The sequence below is a fragment of the Mesorhizobium sp. genome (genome assembly GCF_004962925.1).
Lineage (GTDB): Bacteria > Pseudomonadota > Alphaproteobacteria > Rhizobiales > Rhizobiaceae > Mesorhizobium.
The window spans coordinates 1-13,578 of record NZ_SUEO01000172.1; the positions used below are offsets into that span (position 1 = coordinate 1).

Consider the following 13,578-nt stretch of genomic DNA (forward strand, 5'->3'; position numbering starts at 1 on the left):
GTCTATCTCGCCATGCGCCATATTTTCCCCGACGTGCCGATCAGCGCCGGCGCCTTCGAGCCGCTGATCGTCAAGCGGCCGGAAGGCACCTTCCTCGACGCCAAATATCCGCGCCCGGTGTCGGGTTGCGCCGCCGAGGTTTCGCAGCGCATCGCCGAAGCGGTGTTCGCGGCGATGGTGCAGGCGCTGCCGGACAAGGTGACGGCGGCTCCCGCCGGCTCCAGCGGCAATTTCGCGCTCGGCGGCAACGACCCGGCGCGCGGCCGCGACTACGTCATGTACCAGATTTCCGGCGGCGGTTATGGCGGCAATGCCGGTCATGACGGCCTCACCAATGGCTGCTCCACCATCGGCATTTCCAAGTCGCCGCCGGTCGAGATTATGGAGCAGGCCTTTCCGGTGCTCTATCGCCACTATGCCCTGCGCGAAGGCTCGGGCGGCGCCGGCAAGCATCGCGGCGGTTTTGGCCTCGCCTACGAGGTCGAGATCCTGCGCGGCGACGCCCGCGCCTCCTTCGTCATGGATCATGGCCGTTTCGGCCCGCAGGGCGCGCTCGGCGGCAAGGACGGCGCGGTTAACACCGTGACCGTGTTCCGCGACGGCAAGGAACATGTGCCACCCCACCTCTCCAAGGAGCAGGACATTGCGCTGAAGGCCGGCGACCGCGTGCGCGTCGGCACGCCGGGCGGCGGCGGCTATGGCGACCCGTTACAGCGCGACGCCGATCTGGTGCTGAGGGATGTTGCCCTTGGATACTATACGCCCGAACAGGCCAGCGAGAAATTTGGCGTCACTCTCTCGGCGGACGGGTCGGCAATCGACCAAGCCGCTACCGAGCGGGCACGATCACCCGGACACCGCTGACCGACGAAGCTCCCAATCGGCCCGGCCGCGCCGTGATCGCCGCACGGCATGTCGTTTCCGTCTCCGCCGGGGGTACAAAACCCCGTAGACTTGCCCTACCAACGGAGATCTGGATCATGCGCCTTTTCGGTTGTTTCGTGCTTGCCGCGTCCGTCGCCATGGCTGTCGCCACGGGTGCTGCCTCTGCCCAGGATAAGAAACTCAGGCTTGGCACCGAGGGCGCCTATCCGCCCTTCAACTATGCCAATGCCGACGGCACGCTGGGCGGGTTCGACATCGATCTCGGCAAGGCGCTGTGCACTGAGATGAAGACCGAATGCGAGTTCGTCGTGCAGGATTTCGACGGCTCGATCCCGGCACTGCAGGCGGGCAAGTTCGACGCCATCATCAACATCACGATCACGCCGGAGCGGGCCGAGAAGGTCGACTTCACCCGCAAATACTACCAGACGCCGCCGGCGATCGCGGTGCCGAAGGATTCGACTGTATCAGGCACCTCGCCCGAGGACCTGAAAGGCAAGGCGCTGGGCGTGCAGAGCGCGACTATCCACCAGAATTTCGCCGAGCAGAAGTACAGCGGCTCCACCATCAAGCCCTATCCGACCGGTGACGATGCCCGCACCGACATGGTCAATGGCCGTCTCGACGCGGTGATGGACGGCTCTATCCTGCTGACCGAATGGCTGAAGAAACCAGAGGGCGCTAGCTGCAAACTGCTCGGCACGCTGCCGCCAGACCCGGCCATTCATGGCCCCGGCGTCGGCATCGCCCTGCAGAAGGGCAACAAGGAGTTGGCCGACAAGCTCGATGCGGCGATCGACGCGCTGCGCGCCAACGGCAAATACAAGGAAATCAACGACAAGTATTTTGCTTTCGACGTCTACGGCAGCTGATCGAGCTACGCACCGGGAGCGCAGTCGCGCTCTTCCGGCCCGACGACGAGTGACGGAGACTTTCGTGCCCGAACGGCGATCCTCTTTCTACAGCAGCATCGTCGGGCTGGGCGCGACGATGGGCCGGGTCGGCGGCGATTTCATTTCGGCCAAATACTACTCCGGCATTGCCGACGAGCATCTGAACACCCGCAAGAATGTCGGTGTCCAGGACCTCAGCACCATGGGCAAGATGGACATCAAGGGCCCGGGGGCCGAGGCCCTGGTCAACCATGTCATCGTCAACGACGCCGCTGCCATGCGGCCGGGGCAGGTGCGCTATTCCACCATCTGCCGCGAGGATGGCGGCATCATGGACGACCTCACCGTGTTCAGGCTCGGGCCCGAGCATTTCATGCTGGTGACCGGCTCCGTCAACCGCCAGAAAATGCTGCCTTGGCTGCTGCATCACGCCGAGGGCCGAAACGCCTATGTGACCGACATCACGGCGGCCATCGCCTTCCCGACGATACAGGGGCCGCGCTCGCGCGAACTGCTGAAGGTGCTGGTGCAGGACGCCGATCTGGATGGTCTGAAACGCTGGTCTTTCACCACAGCGCGCATCGGCGAGACGAAGCTGCTGATCTCGCGCACCGGCGTGACCGGCGAGCTCGGTTTCGAGCTGTTCGTGCCGGCCGACGAGGCCATTGCCGTCTGGGATGCACTGATGCGGGCCGGCCGTGATTTTGGCCTGAAACCCTATGGCGTGCTGGCGATGTTCACGCTGGGGCTGGAGAAGGCCTATCCGGCGCACGGCATCGACATGGACGAGACCCGCACGCCGTTCCATGTCGGCCTTAACAGCTGGATCAAGTTCGACAAGGGCGATTTCGTTGGCCGTGAGGCACTGCTCAAAGTCCGCGACACAGGCGTCGACGAGCGCTGGACCGGGCTGATCGTCCAAGGCAACACGCCGGCCGCCGCGAATGCGCGGGTTCTGGCCGATGGCGAGGATGCCGGCGTCGTCACCTACAGCGACCATGGCTACTCGCTGGGCAAGGTGCTGGCGACCGCGCATCTGCGGCTGCCATTCACGCAGATCGGCACCGAACTCAGCATCGATATCGACGGCAAGCCGACCCGAGCGGTCGTGGCGCCGATGCCGTTCTTCGACCCGGAAGGGACCAGATTGAGGGCTTAGCTCGGCTTGCCTGGAAATCGTTTTGGTTTCACCTCCGGGTCCATGATATGGTTTGCGAATGAAGTCTCCTAATTCGAGAATCGGCCGTTCGGCCAAGACCGGTCGGTTTGTGCTGACGAGCGCGCGTGGCGAGAAAATCAGCGCGGTGGAAGGCATGAAGCTGTCGCCCCGCATGGCAAAGGTACTCAACCAGGGTGCGCGGCACGGATTGTCCGGCGATGAGCGGCGTTCGCTCATCAAGGAAGAAATCCGCAAGAAGAAATAGACGTTGGTCTACGCTGCCGAGTTCGATCCGCTCTGCTACCCCGGCACGACGGTGCTCATCAATCTGCTGGACATCCGCGACCAGGCCGAACTTGATGAAGTCGAGCTCGCCCTGTTCCTGACTCGCGCTGATGAGCCCTTGCCGGCAGGCGAACTCGACTACCGACACTACCTCAGCCTGCACCGGCACCTTTTCCAGGACGTTTATGTCTGGGCAGGTCAGGCGCGCACCATTCGCATCGGCAAGGGCGGCAGTTGGTTCTGCTACCCCGAACACATCGCCAGTGAGATGGCTCGGGTGTTCCGGGAACTCGGCGACCCCGACCGCTTGGCTGACCTTGATAGCACTGGCTTTGCCAAGGATGTGGCGCACATCGTCGCCGAGATTGATGCCGTGCATCCGTTTCGCGAAGGCAACGGCCGTACTCAGCTCACTTTCCTCGCCATGCTCGCCGAGCACGCGGGCTTCGCGGTCAATGCCGACATGCTTGAGCGAGATCGCGTGATCCAGGCCATGATCGACAGTTTCAGTGGTTCCGAAGCGCCCCTGCAGGCTCTCATCGAAGACATCATCGCCTAGCTGGTTGGCTCAATGCTCACCCCCTGCGATCCAGCCTGGCCACCAGCCGGTCGCCGGCCCACTGGATGCCGCAGACCAGGATGATCAGCACGATGACCACGGCGATCATGACTGACGTCTCGAAGCGCTGGTAGCCATAGCGGATGGCGAGGTCGCCAAGCCCGCCGGCACCGATGGCGCCGGCCATTGCCGAGGCGCCGATCAGCGTCACCAGCGTCACCGTGAAGCCGGCGACGATGCCGGGCAGGGCTTCCGGCACCAGCACCTCGCGGATGATCGTCCAGCGGTTGCCGCCCATGGCGCGCGCCGCCTCGATCAGCCCGTGATCGACCTCGCGCAGCGACACTTCGGCGACGCGGGCATAGTAGGGCGTCGCCGCGATCGACAGCGGCACGATCGCAGCCCAGGTGCCGATCGAGGTGCCGACGATCAGCCGTGTCACCGGGATCAGCGCGACCAGCAGGATGATGAACGGCACCGAGCGGAAGCCGTTGACGACAGCGCCGAGGACGCGGTTCACCCCCAGGCTTTCGGCGATGCCGCCACGGTCGGTGGCGACCAGCGCCAGGCCGAGCGGCAGTCCGAAAACCAGCGAAATGAATCCGGACGCGCCCGTCATCAGGATCGTCTCCCAGATCGAACGCAGCAGCAGCTCAAACAGGATTGGCGACATGGCCAAGCACCTCCACCCGCGCCTCGCGGGCTTTCAGGAACGCGATCACCCGCGTCAGATGGTTTGCGTCGTTGCCCGGCACGGCCAGGAACAGCGTGCCGACAGGCTGCCGCTGGACATGGTCGATGCCGCCATGCACGAGGCGGAACGAGCCGGGAACCGCTGCGGCGAGGTCGGACAGCAGCGGGCCGCGCGCCGCCTCACCCGCCACGTCGATTTTCAGGATCGCCTCCGTACCGGCGCCATGCGTTAGCCGGCTTGCGATCTCCGCCGGCAATTGCGGCCGGATGGCGCCGAGCAGGCTTTGTGTGATTGCCGACTTCGGATCGGCAAAGACCGACCACACCGGTCCCTCCTCGACGATGCGGCCGGCGTCGATGACCGCGACACGGTCGGCGATCGAGCGGATCACCTCCATCTCATGGGTGATCAGCAGAATGGTCAGGCCGAGCTGCCGGTTGATGTCTTTCAAAAGCGCAAGGATGGAGCGGGTCGTCTCCGGGTCCAGCGCCGAGGTGGCTTCGTCCGAGAGCAGCAGCGCTGGCCGCGCGGCAAGCGCCCTGGCAATGCCGACGCGCTGCTTCTGGCCACCCGACAGCGACGCCGGATAGGCTTTCGCCTTCTCCGACAGGCCGACGAGCTCGAGCAGCTCGGCCGCGCGCGCCAGGCGTTCGGCCCTGGGGCGGCCTTCGATCTTGAGCGGCAGCGCCACATTGTCCTCGACGGTCTTGGCCGAGAGCAGGTTGAAGTGCTGGAAGATCATGCCGATGCGCCGCCTGAGCGGCTGCAATTCGTGCTCGCCAAGCCGGCTGATCTCGCGGCCTTCGATGAAGACCTGGCCGGAATCCGGCCGCTCCAGACCGTTGAGGCAGCGGATCAGCGTTGACTTGCCGGCGCCGCTGCGGCCGATGATGCCGAGAATCTCGCCCTTGCGCACGGTGAGCGACACGCCATCGAGCGCCGGCGTTACCCCGAAGCGGCGCTTCAGCGCGGTGAGCCGCACGACCTCCTCCGGCCGCTCCGTGGTGTCGACCGGTATCTCGGCAGTTGCGGGGAAATGCTGGTTCATGGCCGTTCCTGTTTCGGCGGTCGGTAAAATAGGATTGCGGCCCGCGCGTGGGCGCGGACCGCCTTTTCATATCCGCCCGGATCCATGTCTCATCAATAGGCGCTGGTGCCGGTGCCCTTGTAGACCTTGTCGAACTCGACCTTTACCGCCTCGTTCTGATAGGAAGCCACCAGCGTCTTCACCCAGGGCTCGTTCTCATTGCCGGCCTTCACCGCGATGAAGTTGCGGTACGGATTGTCGGCGATCGGCTCCTGCGCGATGCGGTTTTCAGGAGTAAGGCCGCTTTTCAGCGCCCAATCCGTGTTGACCACCGCCGCGTCGAGGTCTTCCACCGAACGCCCGACGATGCCGACGTCGAGCTCCTTGATGACCAGTTTCTTCGGGTTGTCGGCGATGTCGGCCGTTGTCGCCAGGATGCCGGTGCCGTCCTTCAGCTTGATGAGGCCCTCATTCTGCAGGACGCGCAGCGCCCGGCCTTCATTGGACGGGTCGTTCGGCACGCCGATGACGGCGCCCTCGGCCAGGTCGGCGACCTTAGCAAGCTTCTTGGAATAGAGGCCGATCGGCCAGACGCCGGTATAGCCGACGGGGACGATGTGATAGCCCTGCGTCTTGATCTGACTGTCGAGATAGGGCTTGTGCTGGAAGGCATTGGCATCGATTTCGCCACGTTCCAGCGCCTCGTTGGGCTGGGTGTAGTCGTTGAACACCACGGTCTCGAGCGTCAGCCCTTTCTCGGCCGCCTGCGCGGTGACGACGCGCCATACGTCTTCATCCTCGCCGCTGATGATGCCGACCTTGATCGCCTTCTTGTCCTCGGCGAAGGCCGAACTGGGCGCAGCCAAACCGGCAATTGCGACGGCCGAAGCGAAAAGTAATGCAAGACCTGTTCGGCGATTTATAGTTGCCGAGGAGAACGATAGCAAAGTGTTGGTATTCCCTATCATGATGAATCCCGTCCGTTGTTAGATCATGGTGGCCAGGCAAGATGCGAAGCCTTGATCACAGCATCGGGGATGCTGGCCGCCGGATCAAAGAACCGCGTTTCTCGCCAGATGCGAAGCCGGGAATATTCTCTCAAAGATTATGCCATTGCGAGCACAGGGGCGCGCTTACCGCGTGCATCGTCTAGGCGCGGCACGCCATTTTTCGGCGAGATCTCTTCGCGCAGACGCAACGCGGTCGCTTTCCCCGGGCGCATCAACCGCGTCGATGATCGTCACGCTGACCAACGCGCCCGATCCCTACCTATCCCTCCATGACCGGACCGAGACGTTCGGACGCCCGCGCTTGACGGTGGTCTTGTGAGCAAGGTCTCCCGCGCGTCCCGAATCTCGGCGGCACCAGGCCTTTGTCCTGCATCGTCCGATCTCGTGCCGTTTCAGCCTGGATGCGCTGGCTGTTTGCCACTTTTCGTCCGGGCCGACGGCGGACAGTTGCCAACGGGAACCTCTGCACAGCTGAGGCGTTCGAAACCGCAAGAGCTGCACAGGATCATAGGGTACTGCAACGGCTCAAAAACCAAAGATAACGACAGGCACCAACGACCGGCCGCGCAACGAAACCATAGGCCAATCCGGCGAAGGCCTGCCGGGCAGCACGCCGCTTGAAGTCGACGAGGCCGCCGCCCGGCTAGGAAAGCAGCTGCAAGGTAAACCCGAGCAATTTGGGCAAGCCAATGCCGACGCGGCAGGCATTGCTGGCGTCGGCGAGAAAATTTGTCACCGCTGCGCCGGGACAGGCATGATCGACGGCCGCACCTGCCCCGAATGCGGCGGAACCGGAAAGGTGACGACGCCGATAGGCTGAGGAGATCAGGATAGCGATTTCGCGGCAAGCTCGATCACTGAAGCGCCAAGCGGGCCGACGGAAATTGTGCGGATCAGATCGCCGGCACCCACTTCCAGAACACACCCTCCATCCGATCGGGGTAGTGCTTGAACTCGCATTCGAAGCGCCATCCGTAAGTCTTGGCCGCCGCCAGCGCTTCCTTGCTGACCGGATTCATGCCCGTTCCCGGCGCGAACCAGTCCTCCAGCAAATCGTCGGGTACATAGGCGCCGATCCTCAAAGGCAGCTTTTCGAGGACGACATCCATTTCGTCAGGTGCGGGCAATGGTTTCTCCCTTCGAGATCTATCCGAGAACAAGTCATTCGAAGCCGATTGGGTTCCAGACGGTCGCGGGAGGATTGGATTCGACGGCCGGCTTTGTGGGATATGGCTGAAACAGGAGGATCGGCAGATCGTGCCCTTCCCGAGAGATGGGTGACCCATATGTCCAGAATGGACCGTGCAAGTTTGGCGCACCCGACAGGATTCGAACCTGTGACCTCTGCCTTCGGAGGGCGCATATCCTCCGCCAAAGTGGCACGTTTCTATGGTACTGCTATCGGCGAAACCGCGGTCGAGGGGTGTTTGTGCCCGTTCCGTTCACTGCTTCCGGTTCAATTGAACCGGCAGCTCCTGTCCGAGTAAATGGCAGTGACCCTTGTATCGTCGAGAATGACTACCATCGACGCTATCGTCAACTCGGAAGCCTGGCACCAGCGTATTCGGCTTCCTTCGCTTCGATCAGCGCGACGATATCCGCAACGCCTAGCCAGCGACCGCCGACATCACGCCCTCTTGGCGCACGTTCCCCGTGACACGCTGCAGGGCAAGCGGGACAGGGCATTGCTGCTGCTCGGCTTTGCCGGCGCGTTCCGTCGGTCGGAGCTCGTCGGCATCGAGCGCGAGCATCTGACCTTCAATGATAAGGGCGTAGACGTCTTTCTCGGCCGCTCCAAAACTGACCAGGAGGGCAAGGGCCAGTCCGTCGCCATCCTCAACGGCAAGGCCTTCGCCGTCGCTGAAAGGCTTCGGGAGTGGATCGAGGCGGCAGAGATCACCGGCGGTCCGATCTTCCGTCGTGTCAGCCGTGGCGACAACGTCATGGGTGATGCCCTCACCGCGCAATCCGTGGGGCTGATCGTCAAGCGTTATGCCGACGCTGCTGGGCTCGACGTGTCGAAGCTGTCAGGGCATTCGCTGCGCGCCGGCTTCATCACCTCGGCGGCCGACAACCGGGCATCGATCAGCCGCATCATGGAAGTGAGCCGCCACCGGGATCCTCGATCTGTGGAGACCTACGTTCGTCGCGCCGACCGGCACAACGACCATGCGGAAGACGGTTTTTTGTAACTCGACGGAGCACAGGTCAGGGAAAGGAGGCCAATGCGTTGACTTTAATGGACCAGGTATGCCCTCTCTGTTGTGGAACTAGATTTCCGGGGGGCGGTCATGAAATTCGACGTCTTGGGTCGTTTGAGCAATATGCAGCTGCCGGACGGTCGTACCGCGTTGCTATATTCAATTTACGAGGCAATAAGCAACGCAATACAGGCTGCTGAGGAACGCTTCGGACGTGCAGACTTTGCGAAGCGAGGGGAAATCAGCATCCTCGTTCACACAAACGCAGATAAAACTCTGAAGTATCTGGCCATTTCCGACAACGGCGTCGGGCTCAATCCGGTGCACCTTGATGCATTCGAGACTTGCGATACACGACAGAAGTATGCCCTAGGCGGCAAAGGCGTCGGCCGGCTGGTTTGGATCAAGGTATTTGACACGATCACAGTCAGTAGCACCTATGAGACGGGCTTGGATGGATATGAGCAAGTGTCGTTCAAGTTTGATCCTGCGCAGGAGGAGTCGCTTGTCGGACTTCAAAAAGCGAAGAGCAAGGCACAAGACGTCGGCACGAAAATAATGCTGTCGGGTATCAAGGCCCATCAAAATGCGGCTATCGGTCCCGCGATCCTATCTCGTTATATATGCCACCACTTCTTCCCGTTTTTTATAGCCGGAAGCATGCCACGACTCTATGTGACTTTTGGGCGCCGCGATCTCGACATTGGGGAATACCTCGCATCAAGGATCGATAAGAAGGCGGAAGAGACGTTCGATGTGCTGATCGGATCTGTGGGACAAATAACTGTCTCCCACGTGTATGTTGACAAGTCGATCTCGCAAGATCTCTCCAATTCGATCCTTCTCACCGCTCAAGGCCGAGTAGTTCTGAGCGTCGAAATTGAGAAGAAATTTGCGCTGAAAAGCTTGGACAATGGAAAGGCCTATGTTTGCGTTGTGAAGGGGCAATTTTTGGACTCGCGGGTCGATCAGGAGCGAACCGGCTTCAAGACCTTGGAAAGCGAAATCGAAGCAATCAAGCAAGCCGCGCTTGACGCAGCCGAGCGCTTCTTAGAGGCACATATTGCTGGCGTCAGGCGGTTTCAAAAAAAGCTTGTCATCAGCATATTGGAGGAGCATCCCCAGCTGGCAATTTCCGTCACAAACGTCGACGCATACGTTTCCAGCCTGTCCCCGAGCATGTCGGAAGAGGATATCGGGAAAACATTATTCACGCTGCTCTATAGGCACGAACGAAAGATAAGGCATCAAATTCAATCAATTGCCAATAACGATAATCCTGATACTAACGACTCTGTCAGGCGTGAGCGGATTGAAGAGCTTGTCGGGAAGGTAACTGATGATGCCAAGCGTCGATTGGCTGAGTACACAATAAAGCGCCACCAAATCATTCAGCTAGCGAGATCACTGCTTCGATACAGTGACGCAGAAAAGAAAAGCTATCACTGGGAGCGTACTCTCCACGAACTAATTTGCCCTATGGGGAAGATGCTTACCGCGCGAGACTACGATGAGCATAATTTATGGCTCTTGGATGATCTACTTTCCTACTACAGTTTTTTTGCATCAGACAAATCCATGGCCGCTCTTGGCGTCGAAGGCGAACGGAAAGAGCCGGATCTCATTTTCTTCAACCCGCATGGCTTCCGGCGCGAAGGCACGAACGATCCCATCGTGATCGTAGAGTTCAAACGGCCTGGAGATGAAGCGCTGTCAAGCGACCCTGTGGATCAGGTGCTCGATTACATCGAACGGCTACGTGCCCGCACGGTTCGTGATGTTGAAGGAATGATCGTTGCTGATATCAACGATCAGACGCCATTTGAGTGCATCGTGATATGCGATCTCAGCGAAGCCGCGAGAAAGAAATTCCAACGAAGTGTTGCACAGACGCCCACTCCAGATGGACTAGGTTACTATGGGTTCTCACCTAATCATCACGCATCAATAAGAGTTATGAGCTATGCGAAGGTGTTTCGAGATGCGGAGCTAAGAAACAGGAGCTTCTTTGATAAATTAGGATTGTTACCCGAGGAAGTCCGCAATTCATTAATAGCCGCAGCCCAAGCGGCTGAATAGGTTTTAGGTTCGGCGCTCAGCGCTGCTCATTTGCTAGCGATAATCGTGTTTATCGCTACTGCCGGCAGTCTGAACTGCTACTGCGAACGCTCGACCGCAAATGTCGGCGCGTCGTCTCCCTCGCCGGCCTGGAGAAATTCAACAACGGCGAAGTGAAGTCGCTCGGCCATAGTCCTATTCATGGCCAGCTCGACCGTGCCGCTGTCGGTCTCCAGTTCGAGCAGTCCGATCAACGGCTCGGCCGATAGCAGTGTGGTGTCGGCGACGACGAGCTTGGTGAACCCGGATTTGCTGGGCTTGCTTTTCATGGTGGCTCCATCGGGATGGAAGCGACCGCCAGCGGAACGCGCCAGCAGAGGGAAGCGCAGAAGCGGAAGGCAGCTTAGAATTCAAAGGGGATGCGATCCGACCCCCGACCATCGGAGCAATTCGGGAGTAGCGCCCCGATTGGGATCGCCGCCCGGTTGAATGCCAGGCATCCTCATCCGAGGCAGCGTGGCGCTAGGATATTTCCAGACCAAGGAACTGGCCGCCGCAGCCTATCAAGCGGCAGCGTCAAAGCTGCGGAGTTTTGCGCGGCTATCAGAACGGACGGACGACGCTATTTGGACTCACGGAGCCAACCGACGATCTTGCGTGCTTCCCCCTCAGCCTCGTCGAGCCGCGCAAAATATCCAGATGGGATATGGTTGGTGGGTCCCCATTCGGGGTCCGGGTGACCGAGGTCTGGATCTGGAGGAATGATCTCCTGTTCTATCCATTGAAAAAGACCATTCTCGTTTTCATAAAAGACGACGCGTAGTTTGCCGTCTGCGGATGAAAGGACCTTGGGTGTTTGTTTCATTTTCTTGCCCCAAGGCGCCAGCGAGAGGCACGGCGGAAAGCGCCTGACGACTGCGAGCCTACTAGGATTTTGTCAAATGAAGTCGGCAGCCTGACCATCCTGAAGATAACCGAACACGCGGAAGCCGTCGGGCATTTCCTCGCCGGGCACATGCACCTTCTTGAGAGCCGAGCGGACAAGTTCTCGCTGGGCGTGCGTTTCGACCTGAATGTCTAAGTGCAGGATGGATTCGTATCCGCCCTCCCTGAAGTGGTAGAACCACTCTCGGTCGGGCTGTGAGCGGTAGGCGTTGGTGGAAAGTGTGCTCCAAGATGGGGGCGGCTTCAGCGCGTACATTTCCAGTCGAAGCTCATCCCATTTTGTGTTGTTCATCGCCGGATTCAACATTTTGTTGCCTCTCAAAGCCGGCCAACTCTTTGGCTGTCAGACGCTGGTCCATCCGTTCGAGCTGCTGTGCAATTCTCTCGAGCGCAGCAACTGAGCCTCGTTGAACGCGGACTAGCTTCATGATGAAGTGTGCGTAAAAAGCCACCATAGGTATCCACGCTATGCATAGCCAAGAAGAGATTCGCTCACATGTGACTTTTCGAGGTTGTTGGTAGAAAGTGTCGGCACCGAAGCCGCCAGCGGGAAGGGCAGAGGCCGAACCGGCTTAGTTACCACCAGCCAAAGGTGGCGCCGAACGGATGGACACCGGCAAGAAGGGCTCCCGCAGCCGCAGCAGTCGCGAGCAAGGTCTGGTACCAGTCGAGCGTCAGCTTGCGTTCCATTACGACAGCAGTGCCCTTCCAATAGAGCCGGTCACCATCGACCTCGAAGTTATCCAGTTCTTCCATACCGATTGTCTTGCGCATTCCTGCCTCCCTCAACACGCAATCCACCAGACCACCGAATGCCATCATGGGCAAGCTGAGCTAAAGGCTGGAACTGGCATCTGGACGCGATCTGCCGGCATCTCGCATCGGGAGGTATAGATCAGCCCGATTTTCTTCCCCCTAAACCTCAGCTTTGGCCAGCCGCATCGCCTTCAGCGCCCTATCGTAAGTGACAGGCTGGTCGCGCAGCCACGGGCCGAACTCGCCATGAGGCAATGACGTTTTGGCGCCGAGCAGGCGCTTGCCGAGCGCGATCAGTTCGCCGCGTCGGCGCTGGCGTTTGCTGAAGCCCTGGCGACCCTTTTCAGCCTCGCTGGCGTTAGCCTTGGCCATCCGGAACGGAAGCGTCCCCTTCGCCGTTAACGAGCCTCCCTGAGGCGCCTGAGGTGCACAGAGAGGATGCCGGCCAGGGCATGCCCCTGATGAACGCGGCCACGCAGCTCATTCACGATCGCCATGTATGGGCCGAGCGGTATCGCGTCGAAAACCTCGAGCACCGCGGCCATGCCCTGTTCGACCAGATCCGGACAGGCCAGCAGCAAGTCAGAGACGGCCGTTAGGCTGCTTTCCTCGATCAGTGCATGATTTCCGCGGCCCTCGGCCAGGACGCACAGGACAAGCCGCGCGTGTGCGGCGCCGTGCTTGTCGATCAGCCGGCGGATAGAGGCGACGGCGCGGTCTGCCCAGGCATCGGATAGCGATTTGCGGGAATTACCTCGACTTCGAACTCGGCACAGAGCGCAGCCACCCGTGGGTCGACGTCGGAGGTAGAACCGCGGCTCCAGCCTTCTCGCGCGAGCATTCCGCATCCCCGGTGGAATTGATGCGTAATGTTTGCACTATTCTGGCCTGCGGTGCAAGTTTGAGTGACATGGTCTGATGGCGCCGGCCAAGTATTCGTCTCGCCAGACGACGCGCCGCTCCCCCTCAGCCTGGGCGGTGTGTTTACCGAGCAAGGAGTGAAGTCCTTCACCTTGGGCCCTGCCGGCGCCAGAATGATGATCCAGGCGCTGCAAGCTTTTCTCGATCGTGTCGATGGGGCCCAAAGTGTGTCATCATCCAGGGAC

Annotated in this window: 17 protein-coding genes; 7 read left to right on the forward strand and 10 right to left on the reverse strand. The window is 60.5% G+C overall.

The window, feature by feature from the left end; translation table 11 throughout:
- The 5 genes from E5W87_RS26430 to E5W87_RS26450 all read left to right on the forward strand — a co-directional run.
- The coding region (locus tag E5W87_RS26430; protein WP_292404391.1) for a hydantoinase B/oxoprolinase family protein at positions 1–864 on the forward strand (864 nt) is incomplete at its 5' end.
- Positions 865–980: 116 nt separating this feature from the next.
- On the forward strand, positions 981–1,757 hold the full coding sequence (locus tag E5W87_RS26435) for an ABC transporter substrate-binding protein (protein ID WP_292404393.1): 777 nt from the start codon (positions 981–983) through the stop codon (positions 1,755–1,757).
- 64 nt (positions 1,758–1,821) lie between these two features.
- Complete coding sequence (locus E5W87_RS26440) at positions 1,822–2,937, forward strand: aminomethyltransferase family protein (protein WP_292404395.1); 1,116 nt, start codon at positions 1,822–1,824, stop codon at positions 2,935–2,937.
- A 58-nt stretch (positions 2,938–2,995) separates the two neighbouring features.
- Complete coding sequence (locus tag E5W87_RS26445; RefSeq protein ID WP_292404397.1) at positions 2,996–3,202, forward strand: hypothetical protein; 207 nt, start codon at positions 2,996–2,998, stop codon at positions 3,200–3,202.
- Between the two features lie 3 nt (positions 3,203–3,205).
- On the forward strand, positions 3,206–3,781 hold the full coding sequence (locus E5W87_RS26450; protein WP_292404399.1) for a Fic family protein: 576 nt from the start codon (positions 3,206–3,208) through the stop codon (positions 3,779–3,781).
- Between the two features lie 16 nt (positions 3,782–3,797).
- Here the strand turns inward: E5W87_RS26450 and E5W87_RS26455 are convergent, their stop codons facing one another.
- From E5W87_RS26455 to E5W87_RS26470, 4 genes are all read right to left on the reverse strand, one after another.
- Positions 3,798–4,454: a methionine ABC transporter permease gene (locus tag E5W87_RS26455; protein WP_292404400.1), complete on the reverse strand. Its 657-nt coding sequence runs from the start codon at positions 4,452–4,454 to the stop codon at positions 3,798–3,800.
- Positions 4,435–5,523: a methionine ABC transporter ATP-binding protein gene (locus E5W87_RS26460; RefSeq protein WP_292404402.1), complete on the reverse strand. Its 1,089-nt coding sequence runs from the start codon at positions 5,521–5,523 to the stop codon at positions 4,435–4,437. The genes E5W87_RS26455 and E5W87_RS26460 overlap by 20 nt, the downstream gene beginning before the upstream one ends.
- 92 nt (positions 5,524–5,615) lie before the next feature.
- Positions 5,616–6,470 (reverse strand): MetQ/NlpA family lipoprotein, encoded by an 855-nt coding sequence (locus E5W87_RS26465; RefSeq protein WP_292404404.1) that lies wholly within the window; start codon positions 6,468–6,470, stop codon positions 5,616–5,618.
- A gap of 935 nt (positions 6,471–7,405) precedes the next feature.
- Positions 7,406–7,639: a hypothetical protein gene (locus E5W87_RS26470; RefSeq protein ID WP_292404405.1), complete on the reverse strand. Its 234-nt coding sequence runs from the start codon at positions 7,637–7,639 to the stop codon at positions 7,406–7,408.
- Between the two features lie 510 nt (positions 7,640–8,149).
- On the opposite strand from E5W87_RS26470, the gene E5W87_RS26475 reads away from it, so the two are divergent.
- Together E5W87_RS26475 and E5W87_RS26480 are read left to right on the forward strand one after the other, a co-directional pair.
- Complete coding sequence (locus E5W87_RS26475) at positions 8,150–8,704, forward strand: site-specific integrase (protein ID WP_292404407.1); 555 nt, start codon at positions 8,150–8,152, stop codon at positions 8,702–8,704.
- A gap of 99 nt (positions 8,705–8,803) precedes the next feature.
- Complete coding sequence (locus tag E5W87_RS26480) at positions 8,804–10,792, forward strand: ATP-binding protein (protein WP_292404409.1); 1,989 nt, start codon at positions 8,804–8,806, stop codon at positions 10,790–10,792.
- A 77-nt stretch (positions 10,793–10,869) separates the two neighbouring features.
- Here E5W87_RS26480 and E5W87_RS26485 read toward each other — a convergent pair whose 3' ends face one another.
- The 6 genes from E5W87_RS26485 to E5W87_RS26510 all read right to left on the reverse strand — a co-directional run bounded on the left by E5W87_RS26485 (position 10,870) and on the right by E5W87_RS26510 (position 13,053).
- The gene (locus tag E5W87_RS26485) at positions 10,870–11,100 is read right to left on the reverse strand and encodes a hypothetical protein (RefSeq protein ID WP_292404411.1); all 231 of its coding nucleotides are present in this window, start codon (positions 11,098–11,100) and stop codon (positions 10,870–10,872) included.
- 293 nt (positions 11,101–11,393) lie between these two features.
- Positions 11,394–11,636 carry a hypothetical protein gene (locus E5W87_RS26490; protein ID WP_292404413.1) on the reverse strand — a complete coding sequence of 81 codons (243 nt, stop codon included), beginning with the start codon at positions 11,634–11,636 and terminating at the stop codon, positions 11,394–11,396.
- A 72-nt stretch (positions 11,637–11,708) separates the two neighbouring features.
- Positions 11,709–12,023 (reverse strand): DUF6678 family protein, encoded by a 315-nt coding sequence (locus E5W87_RS26495; protein ID WP_292404416.1) that lies wholly within the window; start codon positions 12,021–12,023, stop codon positions 11,709–11,711.
- 269 nt (positions 12,024–12,292) lie between these two features.
- Positions 12,293–12,490, reverse strand: a complete 198-nt coding sequence (locus E5W87_RS26500; protein ID WP_292404417.1) for a hypothetical protein — start codon at positions 12,488–12,490, stop codon at positions 12,293–12,295.
- Between the two features lie 141 nt (positions 12,491–12,631).
- Complete coding sequence (locus E5W87_RS26505) at positions 12,632–12,844, reverse strand: DUF3102 domain-containing protein (protein ID WP_292404420.1); 213 nt, start codon at positions 12,842–12,844, stop codon at positions 12,632–12,634.
- Between the two features lie 26 nt (positions 12,845–12,870).
- A complete protein-coding gene (locus E5W87_RS26510; protein WP_292404422.1) occupies positions 12,871–13,053 on the reverse strand; it encodes a hypothetical protein in 183 nt (60 codons plus the stop codon).
- Positions 13,054–13,578 lie beyond the last annotated feature (525 nt).